Raw genomic sequence first — 17,246 nt, forward strand, 5'->3', positions numbered from 1 at the left:
CAACCAGCTCTGGATTATGGCCGTTGGGGATTCTGGGCAGCCTGCACAATCGCAGGCTTTTCCGCCAAACGGATCGCTCATACGAAAACCTGCGCTTTCGCTCACTTTGCAGGTTTTTCGTCTATCTGAACCGCTTATTTTATGGCCCCTACTTCAAAGTAAAGACCTCCTACCGGCTAACCGAACAGAGTGTCCTGCGATTTTCTCAACACTCTGATTGCAAAACGCCGTTCTGCCACGCTACGGTTTCTTCCCCAAGCCGGATGACAATGGATTCACTTCCGTTCAGCAGGTGAACCGTCACTTCTTTGCCCGCTTGATCCACTTGACAAGCCTGAAGCTTGACGGCTCGTTCCTCCTCGCCCTCCGCCGCCGGGATGAATACGGCCGCTATCGCCAAATCTCTCTTCATCGTCCCATTGAAGGAAAGTACTGTCGAGCTTGTTTTGGAACCGTAACATTCGGAAATCCACCCCTCCTCGGCGCAAGCCGCAAAACCGGCTCCCTGCGAGCCGCCGGCGGCCGCTGCAGTCCAGCCGATTTGCAGGCGCGCTTTGGACAGCGTGTCCGTAATTTCGGCGCTGTTGGCGTCGTCCCCGATGTGCAGGCGCGCTTCGGGATGAAGCTGGAACCTCTGCTCGATACGGTGCTCACCCTCGCCTTCCAGCCAATCGACGACGATCAGCACGTCCGATCGTTTGCCTAGCAGCAGCCATCTGCGGTGGCGAACCGGCGCCGCCAAACGCTCGTACCCGTTATGCGAAGCATCGATCAAATGATAATGCTCCGTCTCCGCCCAACGATGCAGCATCGGCTCTGCCGCAGGGCTTCCCCATTGCTGCGTGGCCAGATAAGGCGTTTGGTCCTCACCGTCCACCGTCACCGTATTATGAGCCCTCGTGCTTTTGAAATAATGCCGCCAATAACCTTCTTCATACGTATAGCGCCCCGGATCGACGAACCAGAGACACTGCTTCCACATCCATTCAAAAGCAAGCACATCGGCATGACCGTGTGCGCCACCCATGGAAGCCGCGTCGAAAAACAAGTAGTTCCGCTCGTTTTTCATCACATAGTAACCTGTCTCGGGAAACGCCTTCGATTCCGTACCAGGTGCCGAATGGGCGAACTTTTGCTCAAGCTCCGTAAACTTGTCGGCCCCGATCAACCAAAGCAGTTCCTCGCCGCACCGTCCCATCCGGATGAACCGTTCCTCCTCAAGCAGTACGCCCAGAAACCCAAGTTCCTCCGCCGCATAACCGATCCAGTCCGAATCCCCTGCAGCTGTAGAAGCCAAATCCGGGCGTATGAGTGCTTCGGTAAAATCCCCCATTTTGCCCAGCTTTTCTGCATACCATTCACTTACCGGGTAACCCGTGCGCTGCGCCAGCAAAAAAGGCGTGCCCAGCATGCTGATGCTGCCGTTATGATAATGCGTGGTCAGCTCCTTTTGAATCCCGTCGTTGCCGAATTGATGAAGGATGCACAGCTCCAGCCGCTCCATCGCAATTTGCCGCCAGGACGGGGCATCCGGATGCTCATGGCAAAACGTTCCGATCATGAACAAGCCCTGCATATGCATCGTCGCATGATTGATCTCCGTGCTGCCCCAATAACGGGTTAAATAAGCGGCATGCTCGCTTAGCCCCTGTCGCAGCTCGTCCCGAAAATCTTGGGTCATCGCTTCGCAGCCCTCCATCAGCTTGGCGGCCCAAATCCAGGACTGCACGCGAAGCCCCACCTCCAAAAGCCTCCACGGCCCAGGCTGCTGAAAATAAGTCGCCACCTCATAGCTTAATCCTGCGGGAACCGGATTTTGCTTGCGCCAAGAGCGGATATGCCTCATAAATGTACGGACATACCGCTCATCGCCGGTCAGCAAGTAGGCGATCCCCAACTTTTTCATATACCAATGGCGATTGAGCTCCCATGTGAACTCAAGATCCGCCGTAGGGTTATGCAGCCAATCTACGGGATCGCCCATATCGACAAAACGATCCGCCACCATGGTGAACGGCACCTTAAAGCGGTTGCGGCAAGCTTCTTCCGCATACTCCAGCGTTTCGGCCGCAAGCAGCGGAAATCGGGTTCCGTACAACTCCGCTGCAGCCTGCAGCTCTTCTAAAGTCAAATAAAAATTTCTCATGCCGCTCTCCATCCTCTTCCGGAAAATTGGTCAGGCCAAAGTACAAGTTCATCCAAAATATTACAATCCATGGGCCATCCGCTTGTCCGGATAGCTTGATTTTCATTATAAAGGAATGAATGGAACAGGCAGGAGCGGCAATCCGATTTTTCAGGATGGGTTATTCGGCTTAATTATGCCATACGGGCGCAAACGAAAAGAACCGCCAGAGAACACTCTGACGGCTCAAAAAAGACAGCCCCGGGAAAACCCGAGAACTGTCTTTATTGTTTGTGCTATGACACTATTTATAAGTGGGATACCCCATTAATCTTATAATTTGGTGACGTTAGCTGCTTGAGGACCACGGTTTCCTTGAGTAATATCGAACTCAACTTCTTGGCCTTCTTCTAAAGTTTTGAATCCTTCGCCTTGGATAGCGGAGAAATGTACGAATACGTCGTCTCCACCGTCAACTTGAATGAATCCGTAGCCTTTTTCTGCGTTGAACCATTTTACTGTACCTTTCAAGTGAACAACCTCCTAAAAATATCGCCATCTGTGACGAATACCATAATTATATCACCATCGGTTTTATAAATCAACTTGCAAACCGAGTCTGATCCAACAAAAATGTTTGTTTTATCTACAGTTTGTACTTATACGGCCGCAGGTTTGACGATCGACAAAAGGTGCGTTGAATTCGGTAAAAAGGGAAGGTAAGACGGCTTTCGCCGGACATCGCACCCTGCTTGCGCAAGCTCCGCCATGAGTTCTTCCATCCTGCCGTATTCTTTGGTCTGAAAATTCAACAGCGGATAAATGCGCACTTCGCCTCCGGGCTTGCACACGCGAACCAGCTCTTTGACCGCGGCTAGGTGAAACGCGAAATCGAACTGCGCTTCATACAAAAATAAAAAATGGCTGCATAGCACAAGATCGAATGCCCCGTCCTCAAAAGGAAGCTGCGGCAGCATTGCCGCGCGATACTTGGCTCTGGCTGCCGGATCCGCGTAGTCGGCGAGAAAAAGCTCAAGCGCTTTCTCACGGATTGCCTTATGCTTGTCAACAGACCCGTAATAGTCCCAGTTGTAAACGTCAATGAGCTTTGCCATTTTGGCCGCAACCGTGTGAACTTCATCTCTTCCGATAGCTGCGATCGCTTCAAGGGGCTCGGCGTACATGGGATCTGCCGCTTCCGACAAAATTCCCAGCCCCCCGGACTCCGCAGTAAAAGACGAAGCCCCTCCGGACACATCCAGGACGCGTTTGCCCCGCAACTGCTCCGTTTCCAAGCCGAACATCTTCTCGTACTCCGCGTACGAGCGCGAGGTCACAGCAACCCCTGTCTGCTCATAATAATTGCGCTCTTGCATATTCATCTCTCCTCTGCTCTGCTCAACTCATCTCGACTGACTGCTCCGCTCCTCCCTCTATGGAAGGGCTTGGAAGGATTTTATCATCCTTTCCGCGCTCTTGCAAGCCGCAATTCTTGATTTCGCAACCGCCTTAAGGTATGATGGCATCAACTTATACGATTAGGGAGCAGGGTCATGATAAAAAAACATACGATATACAAGAAAGATAAATGGAACATGATGAATGTCGAAGTTCAAGGGACCAAAATCGTCCTCACGGAAATTTCCGATCAATGGGGGGAAGAATGCCATACCTTTATCGGCAGACCCGCCATGATGCATTGGGCCAAGGAACGGTTTGCGAAAGAGCGGTTTGACGGTACGGAGGAAGAATGGGACGCTATCATGAAGGCGTTTGAGGAAGTGTAACTGTCCGGGCCGATTCCTTTTACGGAAAAAAATGCCTTGACTTCAGGCTTGTCTTCCTTTTATAATGAGCGTATAAATTCATAGTTTCCACTCCAAAGGGGAGTAGCTGCTACAGTAAAGTCGTCAATTCGGGTTCTCATCAAACCCCGGCTTTATTGGCAACGTTCACGTTGTTAGCAAGACCTTTGCCATTTATCTGGTAAAGGTCTTTTTTTGATGGAAGAAGAGCCTTCACCAGATCCGTGGTGCTGGGCTCTATTTATTTTCATCAGAGAAAGCGTCGGCAGACGAGTTATTCTCAAAACTTTCAAAGGAGTGTTTCGTATGGATTGGTTGTCAGTCGGATTTTTGACCTCATTAATCAGCATCGTCCTCATTGACTTGGTGCTCGCGGGGGACAACGCCATCGTCATCGGTATGGTCGCCCGCAATCTGAAGAAAGAAACGCAGAAAAAAGTGATTTTTTGGGGAACCGTCGGCGCAGTCGCCATTCGCGCTCTGGCAACCCTCGCCGTCGTAAGCCTGTTGAAAATTCCCGGCCTGCTGCTGGCCGTAGGAATCGTGTTGCTGTGGATAGCCTACAAGCTGCTTGCCGACAAAAAAAATCATGACGACATCAAAGCCAAAGATAGCATATGGGCGGCCATTCGCACGATCATTATAGCGGACGCCGTCATGGGGCTGGACAATGTCATCGCCGTCGCCGGAGCCGCTCACGGCAGCTTCGCCCTTGTCGTTATCGGACTCTTGGTCAGCGTCCCGATCGTCGTCTGGGGCAGCACATTGTTCATCACCTGGGTTGAAAAATATCCGTCCATCATATACATCGGTTCCGGCGTGCTCGCCTTGACAGCCGGCAAAATGATTACCGGCGAATCGTTCCTCGCCCCGTATTTTGCAGCGAATCCGCTCAGCAAATGGCTGCTCATCGCACTTCTGATCGCTGCGGTGCTTGCCGCCGGGAAATGGTCCAAGGTGGCTGGCTATCTCGTTGAAGTGGGAGACCGCGGACAGCTCAAGCTGCCGAAGGAATTGAGCGAACAAGCCCAGATCGAGCCGGAAGACCGGTTCACGGTAAAGATGGACGCCCGCGGCAAGCTGGTGCTCGTCAAAACCGGCTCCGTCCAAGAACCCGACGACGGCATGCCGCATGCGGGCTAGAACATAACAGCCCCCTCGGTCCCGCTGTCAACCTTTTGCTTCTCTCAAAACGGCTGAGGCTATCCGGCGAGAAGCGGCCTTTAATGGAATCCGCTGCGTCTTGAGCAAGCCTCCGCCGCCCCCATGGGCTTGACGTGTTGCTCCGTGCTGCTCATATCACCGGGCTGAAAAAGGAATTTGCCTGCGGACAGCGAACATACTTTAAGGAAAAGATATCCTTATTACATTCCAATTACAGACAAGGATGATTCCTTATGACCGAATCAGGCTCGATCCTCACTTTTGTGATCGTTTCCTTCTGCCTGGCGATTATATTGATTATGACAAAAGATACGCTGCCGGCCCGGATGAAAAGAGCCCTGGCGCTGCTTGCGATCGTCATGGTGTCCGCATCGTTCGTGCTCATCATGCTAAGTTTTTTTGGCGTCGGCATGTAAATTTACATCTTTCCAGCTTTTTCTTATAATCATATTTACATAGGCTAACGGTCATACTAGGTGAAAACCATCTTATGGGAATTTGCGTAAGGCAATCCCGAAGGTGGAACTATCCCGGGAGCGTGACCGCTATGCGCTGGATTTGTGTGACTGCGGCCGTGGGGCTCCTTTTGGGCGCCGTGCCTGCAGCCGATTCACCCGCTTATGCTCTGGATTTACCCCATTTTTTACATAAGGACAGGAGGGCTCCGATGAATCAAGTACTGGAACGTAAAGATGTGCCGGCCGAGCACCGATGGAATTTGGAGGATTTATTCCCTAATCAGCAGGCCTGGGATCAGGAATTTCAAAAAGTGAAGGATTCTCTTGGCAAAATCAGCGCCTTCCAAGGCAAATTAAACGATTCGTCGGCTGTGAAGCAATGCTTTGAGCTGGAAGACGAAGTTTCTTTAATGACGGAAAGGCTGTACGTATACGCCAACATGAAGCATCATGAAGATACGGCAGAGTCTACCTATCAGGCTTTATCCGATAAAGCGAAAAAAATCAGCGTCGAAGTGGGAGAAGCGCTTTCGTTCATTTCGCCGGAGATTTTAAGCTTAAGCGAAGATCAGTTGAAAAAGCTGGTCAATGATCCGGCCCTCGCTTTTTACAAAGACACGCTCGATGAAATGATCCGTCAAAAGCCGCACACGCTTTCCAAAGAGCAGGAAGCTCTGCTTGCCCAAGCGGGCAATATGGCCGGCGCGCCGAGCACGATTTTTGGCATGCTGAACAATGCGGATATGAAATTCCCGAAAATCAAAAACGAAAACGGCCAGGAAGTCGAACTGACCCACGGCAGTTACATCCAATTCCTGGAAAATCGCAACCGCGACGTGCGAAAAAACGCTTTTGAGGCCGTATACTCGACCTACCGCAGCCAAAAGAACACGATTGCCGCGACGCTCAGCGCGAACATCAATAAAAACATTTTTTACGCAAAAGCCCGCAAATACCCTTCCGTACTGGAATCGTCCTTGTTTGGCGACAACATCAAGAAGGAAGTTTACACGAACCTGATCAGCACGATCCACGACTCCCTGCCGCAGCTGCACCGTTACCTGAAACTGCGCAAAAAGCTGCTGAAAGTCGATGAGCTGCACATGTACGACTTGTTCGCCCCTCTGGTCGAAGAGTTCAAGATGGACATCACGTACCAGCAGGCGAAGGAAGAAATCATGAAAAGCCTGGCTCCGCTCGGCGACAATTATTTGCGCATCCTGCAGGACGGCTTCGACAACCATTGGATCGACGTGTACGAGAACAAAAATAAACGCAACGGCGCTTACAGTTGGGGCGCATTCGGCACGCATCCTTACGTTTTGCTGAATCATAAGGATAACCTGAACAGCATGTTCACATTGACGCATGAGATGGGGCACGCGATTCATTCGTATCTGTCGGATGAGAACCAGGCTTACCGTTATGCGCAGTACACGATTTTCCTCGCGGAAGTCGCATCTACGCTGAACGAAGCGCTGCTGATGGACTATTTGCTGAAAAAAGTAACCGATCCGAAGGAAAAGCTGTACCTGCTCACCTATTATGCCGATCAGTTCCGGACGACCGTGTTCCGTCAGACGATGTTTGCCGAATTCGAAATGATTACACACGATAAGGCGGAGCAAGGCGAATCGCTCACTCCGCAGGAATTCAGCGAAATTTATTACGGCCTCAACAAGCTGTATCACGGCAGCGACATGGTCGTCGATCAGGACATCGAGATGGAATGGGCCCGCATCCCGCATTTCTATAACAGCTTCTACGTATACAAATACGCGACGGGCTTTTCTGCGGCGACGAGCTTTGCCAAGCAAATTTTGGATGAAGGGCAGCCTGCCGTAGATCGCTACCTCGGTTTCCTGAAAAGCGGAGGCAGCGACTACTCCTTGAATATTTTGAAGCGCGCGGGCGTCGATATGTCGACTCCGGAGCCGATCAAGCAGGCTATGAGCGTATTCAGCTCCCTCCTCGATCAAATGGAAGAACTGACCAAATAATAATTAAAAAGGTTGAAGGCAGCAGCTTTCAGCCTTTTTCTCTACGGAGAGGAAGAGAAGCCGATGAAAACGCAGTGGGTACTGATTTGCATGCTCATTTTTGCCCTTATTACGGCTATTTTTGCCGTAATCAATGTAGGTTCGGTCGAAGTGAACTTTTTGTTCGCCCAGACGAGCGTACCTTTGATCATTGTTATTTTAACGTCCACTCTGCTTGGCGGCTTTATCGTCGGCCTGTTCGGCATCATCCGCCAATACAAGCTGCAGCGGAAAGTCAAGCAGTTGGAGAAGCAGTTGCTGGAAAGCACGGCGATTGCAGCCGCACCCGCAGCGGGAGAAGCACTGCCGGAACAAGCGCTGCCGGAAAGCGCCAGTCCGACGATTCATTAGGAGTCTGCCCGACGGACGCGGAGTTCATCGGACAGACCTCCGAACACAAACAACCCTGCCTCCGGATGCGGAAAATAGGGTTGTTTTGTTTGTATGCGTGAATTACAATGTACAAAGGAACGATGCCCACTTTTGGAAAGCGAGGAAACTCATGACTGCCGTCATTGTCGTATCTATTCTAATCGTATTAGGGATGCTGGGCCTGCTCATCTGGGTCCTGAATAAAGCCTACTCCCGCAAGGACGAATAAATATCGCACCTTCACCATAGCGCAAATAACACCAGAGAAACGGCTCCTCCAGCTAACGAACTGATGGCATTCACAGCATCGTTCGTCATCCAGCGTATGCCGCGGGCATGATCGGCTTTTCGCTCGCAGTGGATATGTTTTTCCATGACTTGTCCGCAGACGGTGCAGCGATACATCACCTGCAGTACTGCACCAAGCCAAGAGTCAGCTAGCGAACCGAGCAGCCCGGAGACAGCGCCAATCCCCGACAAAGCCAGCAGCGGACTTGCGCGGCCGCCCAACAAGTGATGCTGCCCGCCGAACGGTTCGCCGAATCCCGCCAACAGCGCGGCAACCGCCCCAATGAACAAGCCTCCCAATACGGAAGCGCCCAGCCCAAGTCCTGTAATGCCGCCCGAAGTGCCTGCCGCAACCCGTTTGCCGGTAATGATCGAGCGCGGCCGTGCACGGCTTAACCCTCCGATTTCCGTCGCCCAAGTATCGGCGTTAACGGTCGCCATCACACCGACGAACAAAGCCCACCACATCGGATCAGGCCAAATCGCGTTTGCCATGCAAAGCAGCAAGCCCAGCCCTCCGTTGGCCGCAACCTGCCCGGCGTCTCTGCGGCCGCTTTTGGCATAGCCGCTCTCTGCCGCTGCTTTGCGGGCCCGCTTCAGCTTGGACAGCAGCGTGGAAGAGAGGAAAAATGCGATCAGCGTCCCAAACCACGCCGCGTTCCCGAGCGCATACATTACGGTTCCGAGCGCAACCGCAGCCAGGAAGCCGGAGGCGGACAAGGAACGCTTCCAGTAAGCCGCCCCCGCTATAACAAAGCTGCCGGCAAGCCCCAACGCCCACTCCACAATCATGTGCGAATCTCCTTTATTTTCAATATCCATTAATTCATTTACACACATTGTAGCATACGCGCTCATCATTCTGCATGCCAAGAGAGCGCAACCTTTTATTCGACAAAATCTTTCCAAACTTATTGAAACGACGGCAGGAAGTTCGCTGCCCTATGAGGAATATATGTTAGACGACGAAGGGGATGGCAAGGAGGTCACCATGGAACACGAACGATTCGATTCGGGAAGCCGTTTGAAAAGAGATTTGGAGCCGCAGGAGATGCTCCGCGTTATTTTTGATTATGCGGCCAAAATAGCGAACGAAAGAAGCCTGGACAATATGCTGATGCTGATGGCGGATATGGGCCGTGAGATGATCGTCTCCGACCGCTGTACGGTATGGCTTCTCGATAAAAATAAAGATGAGCTGTGGTCCAAAGTCGCCCACGGCGTCGACGAAATTCGCGTTCCCGGAACGGCGGGACTCGTCGGCTACGCGGTTACATACGGCAAAGCGGTATTCATCGACGATGCTTATACGAACGAAGAATACAAACAATTTCTTGTGAACGGCGCCCTGCGTACGGACAAACAAACGGGGTACCGGACCAAAGCGCTTATGGTTATCCCTTTCCGGAATAACGATGGCGAGATTATGGGCGCTTACCAGGCGATCAACAAGCTGACGCCCAGCGAGCAATTTTCCGATAAAGACATGGAATATTTGACGCTCGCCGCCTCGTACGCCGGCAAATCCCTGGAATCTGCGCTGCTTGCGCACGAAATCGAGGAGACGCAAAAGGAAATCATTTTCACGATGGGCGAAATCGGCGAAAGCCGTTCCAAAGAAACGGGCAACCATGTCAAGCGGGTCGCGGAATATTCCTATATTCTCGCGCAGGGGCTCGGAATGAGCACGCTTGAAGCCGAGCTGCTGAAAATGGCATCCCCGATGCACGACATCGGCAAAGTGGCCATCCCGGACGAGGTGCTCAAAAAACCGGGCAAGCTGACGGACGAAGAGTTCAAGATCATGCAATCGCACACTAACATCGGCTATAACCTGCTGAGAAACTCCAAGCGGCCTATTTTGCAAACGGCTGCGATCGTCGCTTACGAGCATCACGAAAAATGGAACGGAGCCGGTTATCCGCAAGGGTTGAAGGGCGAGGACATTCACATCTACGGCAGAATTACCGCGGTTGCGGACGTCTTCGACGCTTTGGGGAGCGAAAGGGTCTACAAAAAAGCGTGGGATTTGGAGCAGATTTTAAACCTGTTTAAAGAGGAGCGCGGCAAACATTTCGATCCGCGGCTCGTAGACGTTTTATTCGAGCAGCTGCCTTCCATTTTGCATATCCGCGCTCTTTATTCGGACACCAATCCGGTTAACGGATCGGATTAATCGCGGTGGCGGCGCGCCAAGTCAGGTCCCGTGCGCACACGTATGCGGCTTGGCAGCACCTGGCAGCCCGGAAACGCGCGAAAAACAACTCGGTCGCCGAGAGCTGACGAATCTGCTTCTACTTGGCATCGTGGAACAGCTGCATTCACGCAGTGCAGTACTACGCGCTGGGCGCTACGCGCGGTGCGTCGCAGAAAAGACTGCAAAAGTCAGCGTGTTGAAAAAGCCGCCCGCCGCCTGGCGGAGCCGGTGTATGCGCGTCAACGCGCGAAAAAACCTGCAAAAATACATCTTTTTGCCGCTTGATGCCCCGCATTCGGGAAATTCCTGCAAATCTGCAGGTTTTCAGCCAACACTTAGGGTTTAGCCGCCCTATGGTGGAAAATTCCTGCACTTTTGCAGGCTTTACCCTAAAACGAAGCGATATCGCCGAAAAAGCCTGCACTTTTGCAGGCTTTTTGAACATTATTAGTGATGTGGGAGCCCCAACAGGCTTTCTAAACGTTATCAGAAATGTGGGGGCACAGCAGACTTTCTAAACGTTATCAGCGATGTGGGAGCCCCAACAGGCTTTCTAAACGTTATCAACGATGTGGGAGCCCCAGCAGGCTTTCTAAACGTTATCAATGATGTGGAACCCCAGCAGGCTTTCTAAACGTTATCAACGATGTGGAGCCCCAGCCGGTGGTGGTCCGGATCGATGGACAGACTGAAGCGGTGGTATTGAGACCGTCGATTGTCGAATCGCGAAAATTTTGCCGTTTTGCCGCTCTGAGTGATTCGAAAGTCTCCAAAATGCCGCTGCACCCGCGTCCCCGAGCCCAAGCCCTTCCGCCAAATTGCAATCGGACTCTATTCCTCTGTCGTTACTGTAATGGCGCCGAACGATTCTTCTCCCCACAGCAGCTCCAGGCGGTCGCCGTTATGTACGGGGCCGACGCCCTCCGGCGTGCCTGTGTAAATAATGTCGCCCTCTCCGAGCCCGAAGTTCCGGGCGATGAAATCGACGATCGTCTGCAGATCGAAAATCATTCTGTTTATATTGCCGTTTTGCACGGTGCTGCCGTTGATCCGAAGCTGGAAATTCGTTTCCCGCAACGCGCCGACTCCCGGAAACGGTCTGAATTCGCTGATCGGCGCAGATCCGAGGAACCCTTTTGCAGGCAGCCATGGGGCTCCTTTTTTCTTGATCACGCTCTGTACGTCTCGAAGTGTAAAATCGATGCCCAAAGCGTAACCGTCCACAAGCTCGTCCACGGTGATCCCCTGCACGTACGACTTGCCGATATGTATGACCAATTCCGCCTCGTAATGAATTTCCCCTTGATTGCCCGGAAGCTGAACTTCGCCTGCGGACAGTTCGACCAAAGCATGCGTCGGCTTCGTAAAAATCATCGGCTGATCGGGAATGTCGTTGCCCAGCTCAGCTGCGTGCGCTACATAATTGCGCCCGACACAGTATACATTGCGGACCGTATTTTTCATCTTGCATGCTCCTCTTTCTATTTTTGGATCACATTGCCCTGCTCGTCAACTTTGATTCGCAGCGTCTTCGATATTTGCGTAAGCCGCTCGAACAGCTTGGCCCCGTCCATGGCATTCATCGGAGTGGGCAGCGCGCCTTTCGTAAGCACCGGCACCAAATGGACGTCACACTGCTTGTCTTTGGAGCAAGACGCTTCAAGAATCGCGGTTTCCCACGTTTTTGAAATATCGTTGGTCGTAAAAACAAAATTGCCCAAGCTGTAAGCGATCCACTTGCCATTGTAATTCTCAAAGCCCTGCATAACGTGCGGGTGGCTGCCGACGACCAGATCGGCCCCGGCATCGATGTAGCGATGGGCCAGATCCTTTTGATTTTTGTCCGGGTTGTCCGCCCGTTCTACGCCCCAATGCGCGACGACGACGACCAGATCCGCCTGTTCCTTGGCCTTCTGAATGGCTTCCACAGGCAGCGTGTAGCTGTAGGTTTCAGCGACGCCCGCATGATCGGGCCCGGCTTTCCATGAAGCCTCCGGAACGACACGGCTAAAACCGAGAAATGCGATTTTCATTCCCTGCTTTTCGACAATGACCGGCGCGTATGCTTCCTCTGCGTTTTTGCCCGCTCCGACGCGCTTCAAGCCTGTCTGGTCCAACGCATCCAGTGTGTCGAGCAAGCCTTCTTGCCCGTAATCCATGACGTGGTTGTTCGCCAAGTTGACGAGGTCGACGCCCGAATCCTTAAGCGCAGGGAGCGCGTCCGGAGACGACCGGTATACGAAATCTTTGGACTGAGCGGTGCCTCGGGTCGTAACGGGCGTTTCCAGATTGGCAATCGTATAATCGGCTTTGCTCAAATAGTCCTTTACGTTCGTATATGGATAATTATAGCCATTTTGCTTTAAAATCTCTTCCACATTGCCGGCCATCATCACATCGCCGACGAAGGCGAGCTTTACAACCGAGCCTGCCGAAGAATCGTCCGGCTTGGCGGAGGCGGCGGCAGAAGGAGCAGCGGAAGCCGCAGGAGGCGGAGATGCGACATCGGCCTTCTGCGCAGGCTGCGCTTTCGGCGCTGCGCTTGCCGCCGTATCGGCAGCAGTTCGTGGCGCAGCCGTACTCACAGGCGTAGAAGCCGCTTCCAATTGCTGCTCGTGAGACGTTCGCGAGGTGATGTAGGCCGCACCTACGCCGACAGCCAAACAAGCCACAGCTGCGAGCGTTAATCCGGCGATCATTTTCATCGGTATCGGTTTGCGTTCCGACGGCCGCTGCTTTTGTTTACGGTGACGTTCAGATCTGGGTATCAAATGAGCATTCTCCTTTCCCATTACAAATTATATCAGAACAAACCCGCTCTGGGTACCGACAACAGCTTGCACTACCACATCGGCGCTCCGATATGTTATAACAGAAAGAGTGGAATCGATCAGAACGGATAAGCGGAAAGGAAACAGGACACTTGGAAAAAATTGCGATCGTATCGGATATTCACGGAAATATGCCTGCACTGGAAGCCGTACTGAGCGATATCGAAAAGCGCGGCATCAACAGAATCATTTGTCTCGGGGATCTTGTAGGCAAGGGACCGGACTCGGCGGACGTGGTTGACCGCATCCGGGAAACATGTGAGACAGTCATTCAGGGGAATTGGGACCTCGGCATCACGTATACGCAGGATTCGGAAATCGGGCTGTGGCAGCAGCGCCAACTGGGCGCTCAGCGGCTCGCATATTTGGAGCAGCTGCCTTTTTCCGTTGACCTGCCGTTAAGCGGCAAGCTGCTGCGTCTGTTCCACGCTTCCTCGAAGAACATCTTTCACAGAGTAAAGCGGAAATCGTCCAAGGAAGAGCGTCTGGCCATGTTTCAAAATACGGAAGCGACCGGAGCTCCGTCCGGTTCCAGAACGCCGGACATCGTCGGTTACGGAGATATCCACGTACCGTATTTGCTGACGATGAAAAACCCTTCCGAGGAACAATCCGCCGGACGGACGGATGATGGGCTGCTGCTGTTCAATATCGGCAGCGTGGGATGCCCCTATGACGGCATACCGCAGGCCAGCTATGCGGTCGTAGAAGGCCAGGGAAGCGGATCGGACGAGCAAACGGGCAGCGCCGCCGGATTTTCCATACAGTTTATAAGAGTACCCTACGATATCGAACGTGCTGTGCGGCTAGCCTATGCGGCGGAGATGCCGGGCGTGCGGAGATACGAGCTTGAGCTCTCCACAGCCTTGGTTCATAAGGACGTCGACAAATGAAATAACCCATCGGACTTCCGCTGCCGGCAGGAGTCTGATGGGTTTTATGCTTTATGCAAAAGCAGTCTACATGTAGCCCGCCTGCTGCTGGACAGGCTGAAACGTATGCAGCAGCGTTTTGGCCGTATGGTCGTTCATCGTCGGCACCTGGTACTGACCCTGCTGATTCATCAGCAGGAACGTGTCGTATGCGTGCTGATTCGCTGCAATCGCCCCATTCAGCAGCATTTGCCGCACGTTCGGGTCGGCGCATTCGAGCGATGCCTGCATGCCGTTTTTGGCGCAGTTTTTATGGCAGACGAGCACCGCGCTCAAAATCTGCTGATCGTTCAACCGCCCCTGCATGCCGGGAGCCGTCTGCGCCGGTTGATGCAGCCCGTACTGGATCTGCTGGGGCGTGGCGCCGCCGAAAGCCTGCATGCCCTGCGCTGCGCCGCCCTGGCGATTAGCCGCACTGTAGTCGTGTGTATAGGCGACCAATTGATCGTAGTGCTGGATCTCCGATTGCAAATGGTTCTGGATCAGATTGCGGACCTGCGGATGCTGAGCCTGCTCCGCATACAGCGAGAAATGATTGATCGTATTGATTTTTTCACACAAAATTTCATGAACTTCAACAGCTTCATGCGCACCGAACGGCATAATTTGATTTCTCCTTTGAGTTGGGGTAGTTTCTAAGGGACGAATAATCGCCAACCGTAACTTCCCCACAATTTGGAAATTATATACATGCTCAGTCACAATTACAGCTTGAAAAGAGGGATTTTTATGGTTCGCTGGCAAGTCAATTTAACCGTGCTTTGGCTAGGTCAATTTTTGGTTATGGGCGGAATGACGATGATTATGCCGTTCCTCCCTCTGTATTTGCAAGAAATGGGGATGCAGGACCCGCACCAGGTGGCGACTTGGGCCGGCATTATTTTCGCAGGCAATTTTGTCACCTCGTTCCTGTTCCAACCGATTTGGGGCGGTTTGGCGGACCGTTACGGCCGCAAGGTCATGCTGCTCCGTTCCGGCTTCGGCATGGCCGTCGTCATGACTTTGATGGGCTTTGCCACCAGCGCCTGGCAGCTGTTGATTTTGCGGATGCTGAACGGAACGATCTCCGGGTATGCGCCGGCCGCCGTCGCGCTGATGTCCACCAATACGCCCAAAGATAAAATGGGCTTCGCCATGGGAACTTTGCAATCCGGGGCCGTCGCAGGAACGATTCTGGGACCGTTCATTGGCGGGCTGCTGGCGGAGTGGATCGGCTACAGATACATTTTTTATATAACCGGGATTTTGCTTTTTGCCGCTTCGCTGTTGACATCCTGGCTGGTGAAAGAAAAATTCGACGTCAAGAGCGCTTCCGCCAAGCCGAAAGTTTCCGTTATCCAAGGCTTCGGACAGCTCAAACATATCAAACAGCTGCCCGCCCTTTACGCCGTCACCTTCGTCATTCAATTCGCCATGCTCAGCACGATGCCGCTTATGCCTTTATTCGTTGCAGAGCTGCACGGACAAACGGAAGGGCTGGCCTTCTTCGCCGGATTGGTCAGCTCCATCACCGGCTTTTCCAATATGGTCGCCTCGCCGGTGCTCGGCAAGCTGTCGGACCGGATCGGTCCGGAACGCATTTTGGCCATATGCCTTGTCGGAGCAGCCGTTCTCTTCGTACCGCAAGCGATCGTGCACAATGTATGGCAGCTGTTTGCCGCACGGTTCGGGCTCGGCATTTTCATGGGCGGCCTGCTCCCGACCGTCAATGCGCTTATCCGCAAGTACACGCCCGACGGCATGGAAAGCCGCTCCTACAGCTTCAATACAAGCGCCTTAAGCCTCGGCAATATGACGGGTCCGGTGATAGGCGGCGCGCTCTCCGGGCTGCTGAATATCCGCGAAATTTTCATCGCTTCGGCAATCGTGCTGTTCCTGAATGCTTTGTGGGTGTATAAAACGCTCTACAGTACGCAAAAAGGCTTAAAAAACGATAGCCTTTGATTCCACATTATGGTAAAATGAATTGACTGTATATTTTAGAAAGGAAGCCGTCAATGAAGCTGAACTGGCGAAAAATCGTATTTATTGTACTTTTCGCGGAACTGCTGATGGTTTACTGGAACAGCCTCGGCGGGGTTCAGACGAAAAAGCTGCCGTCTGTCAAACCCGTCGCAACTCGGCAACCCGCACCCAATTTTACAAAAATCGAACCATGGAGTCCGGACGACCAAACCGATACAGAAATGAAACAAGCGTCTTAAAATGAAAAAAAGCGCCTCTTGCAGTTGAAATTCCATAGCTGCCAAAAGGTGCTTTTTTTGTTCGATAAATTTCGATGAAAGCTTATCTCATTTAACCATTGCCAAAGCCAGGCCGTCGTAAGCAGGCAAAATCGTACTCTCCAAACGCTGGTCCGAAGCGATCAGCCGGTTGAATTCGCGCATCGCCTGAACGGAAGTTTTGTTCTCGTTCGGATTGACCACTTTGCCGCGCATCAGCGTATTGTCGCCGGCAATAATCGCCCCCGGGTTCGCAAGCGCAATCGCCTGCTCCAAATAGTTCGGATAATTGACCTTATCCGCATCGATAAAGAAAAAATCAAACCGCGAGCCTTCCTCGCGCAGCTGCGCCAAATGGTGCAGCGCCTCGCCGATCCGATATTCCACCTGCCCGCCAAAACCCGCCTCTTCGACATGCCGCTTCGCCACATCCGCAAACTCCTGCTTCAGCTCCAAAGAAACGAGCTTTCCGTCAGCTCCCAAGCCTCTGGCCAAGCAAATGCCGCTGTATCCTCCCAGCGCCCCGATTTCCAGCACGCGCTTTGCACCGGTAATTTTGACCAGCATGGTAAGCAGTCTTCCGTAACCCGGAGCGATCGAGATTTCAGGCATATTGTGCGAACGGATCCCCTCCTTTACCCGCTCCAGCTGCGCATCTTCTTCGTACAAAGCCTCCATGTAATGTTCGGCTGCATTCGTTTCCATTGGGTGGTCCTCCTTTTTGCAAGCAGCGAGTCTCACTTCCCGCCGTACATGCATTTTTTGCGTTTGTAAGTATGTACCGTTTGCCCTATACTTGATAATTGTATGAGT

Annotated in this window: 16 protein-coding genes and 1 pseudogene; 9 read left to right on the forward strand and 8 right to left on the reverse strand. The window is 52.6% G+C overall.

All coding sequences use genetic code 11. The annotated features are described in order from the left end of the window. Positions 1–205 precede the first annotated feature (205 nt). The 3 genes from AC0LWT_RS01615 to AC0LWT_RS01625 all read right to left on the reverse strand — a co-directional run bounded on the left by AC0LWT_RS01615 (position 206) and on the right by AC0LWT_RS01625 (position 3,501). The gene (locus tag AC0LWT_RS01615) at positions 206–2,146 is read right to left on the reverse strand and encodes an alginate lyase family protein (RefSeq protein WP_474679457.1); all 1,941 of its coding nucleotides are present in this window, start codon (positions 2,144–2,146) and stop codon (positions 206–208) included. 312 nt (positions 2,147–2,458) lie between these two features. Then, entirely contained in the window at positions 2,459–2,656 is a 198-nt protein-coding gene (locus AC0LWT_RS01620; protein WP_188174947.1) for a cold shock domain-containing protein, read from the reverse strand. 128 nt (positions 2,657–2,784) lie between these two features. After that, positions 2,785–3,501 (reverse strand): class I SAM-dependent methyltransferase, encoded by a 717-nt coding sequence (locus AC0LWT_RS01625; protein WP_474679458.1) that lies wholly within the window; start codon positions 3,499–3,501, stop codon positions 2,785–2,787. Between the two features lie 177 nt (positions 3,502–3,678). On the opposite strand from AC0LWT_RS01625, the gene AC0LWT_RS01630 reads away from it, so the two are divergent. The 5 genes and pseudogenes from AC0LWT_RS01630 to AC0LWT_RS01650 all read left to right on the forward strand — a co-directional run bounded on the left by AC0LWT_RS01630 (position 3,679) and on the right by AC0LWT_RS01650 (position 7,942). Beyond that, the gene (locus AC0LWT_RS01630) at positions 3,679–3,912 is read left to right on the forward strand and encodes a hypothetical protein (protein ID WP_474679459.1); all 234 of its coding nucleotides are present in this window, start codon (positions 3,679–3,681) and stop codon (positions 3,910–3,912) included. A 324-nt stretch (positions 3,913–4,236) separates the two neighbouring features. Further along, a pseudogene (locus tag AC0LWT_RS01635) lies at positions 4,237–4,875 on the forward strand (TerC family protein); the annotation flags it as partial. A gap of 452 nt (positions 4,876–5,327) precedes the next feature. Then, on the forward strand, positions 5,328–5,510 hold the full coding sequence (locus AC0LWT_RS01640) for a hypothetical protein (protein ID WP_474679460.1): 183 nt from the start codon (positions 5,328–5,330) through the stop codon (positions 5,508–5,510). Between the two features lie 251 nt (positions 5,511–5,761). Continuing rightward, positions 5,762–7,552: an oligoendopeptidase F gene (gene pepF / locus AC0LWT_RS01645; protein WP_474679461.1), complete on the forward strand. Its 1,791-nt coding sequence runs from the start codon at positions 5,762–5,764 to the stop codon at positions 7,550–7,552. Between the two features lie 63 nt (positions 7,553–7,615). Then, positions 7,616–7,942, forward strand: coding sequence for a LapA family protein (locus AC0LWT_RS01650; RefSeq protein ID WP_474679462.1), 327 nt, complete (start codon positions 7,616–7,618; stop codon positions 7,940–7,942). A 261-nt stretch (positions 7,943–8,203) separates the two neighbouring features. Here the strand turns inward: AC0LWT_RS01650 and AC0LWT_RS01655 are convergent, their stop codons facing one another. After that, a complete protein-coding gene (locus tag AC0LWT_RS01655; RefSeq protein WP_474679463.1) occupies positions 8,204–9,043 on the reverse strand; it encodes a DUF92 domain-containing protein in 840 nt (279 codons plus the stop codon). Positions 9,044–9,242: 199 nt separating this feature from the next. Between AC0LWT_RS01655 and AC0LWT_RS01660 the strand changes: the two genes are divergently transcribed. Continuing rightward, positions 9,243–10,427: an HD domain-containing phosphohydrolase gene (locus AC0LWT_RS01660; RefSeq protein WP_474679464.1), complete on the forward strand. Its 1,185-nt coding sequence runs from the start codon at positions 9,243–9,245 to the stop codon at positions 10,425–10,427. A gap of 852 nt (positions 10,428–11,279) precedes the next feature. On the opposite strand, the gene AC0LWT_RS01665 is transcribed toward AC0LWT_RS01660, so the two are convergent. After that, positions 11,280–11,912 carry a fumarylacetoacetate hydrolase family protein gene (locus AC0LWT_RS01665; protein ID WP_474679465.1) on the reverse strand — a complete coding sequence of 211 codons (633 nt, stop codon included), beginning with the start codon at positions 11,910–11,912 and terminating at the stop codon, positions 11,280–11,282. Positions 11,913–11,929: 17 nt separating this feature from the next. Next, on the reverse strand, positions 11,930–13,219 hold the full coding sequence (locus AC0LWT_RS01670) for a CapA family protein (RefSeq protein WP_474679466.1): 1,290 nt from the start codon (positions 13,217–13,219) through the stop codon (positions 11,930–11,932). Positions 13,220–13,371: 152 nt separating this feature from the next. On the opposite strand from AC0LWT_RS01670, the gene AC0LWT_RS01675 reads away from it, so the two are divergent. Then, complete coding sequence (locus AC0LWT_RS01675) at positions 13,372–14,172, forward strand: metallophosphoesterase family protein (protein WP_474679467.1); 801 nt, start codon at positions 13,372–13,374, stop codon at positions 14,170–14,172. 66 nt (positions 14,173–14,238) lie between these two features. Here the strand turns inward: AC0LWT_RS01675 and AC0LWT_RS01680 are convergent, their stop codons facing one another. Continuing rightward, positions 14,239–14,814 carry a spore coat protein gene (locus AC0LWT_RS01680; protein ID WP_474679468.1) on the reverse strand — a complete coding sequence of 192 codons (576 nt, stop codon included), beginning with the start codon at positions 14,812–14,814 and terminating at the stop codon, positions 14,239–14,241. A gap of 126 nt (positions 14,815–14,940) precedes the next feature. On the opposite strand from AC0LWT_RS01680, the gene AC0LWT_RS01685 reads away from it, so the two are divergent. Next, on the forward strand, positions 14,941–16,155 hold the full coding sequence (locus tag AC0LWT_RS01685; protein WP_474679469.1) for an MFS transporter: 1,215 nt from the start codon (positions 14,941–14,943) through the stop codon (positions 16,153–16,155). 53 nt (positions 16,156–16,208) lie between these two features. Next, positions 16,209–16,415 carry a hypothetical protein gene (locus AC0LWT_RS01690; protein ID WP_474679470.1) on the forward strand — a complete coding sequence of 69 codons (207 nt, stop codon included), beginning with the start codon at positions 16,209–16,211 and terminating at the stop codon, positions 16,413–16,415. A gap of 87 nt (positions 16,416–16,502) precedes the next feature. Here AC0LWT_RS01690 and AC0LWT_RS01695 read toward each other — a convergent pair whose 3' ends face one another. After that, entirely contained in the window at positions 16,503–17,138 is a 636-nt protein-coding gene (locus AC0LWT_RS01695; protein ID WP_474679471.1) for an O-methyltransferase, read from the reverse strand. Positions 17,139–17,246 lie beyond the last annotated feature (108 nt).

The sequence above is a fragment of the Paenibacillus sp. sgz302164 genome, assembly GCF_056120505.1.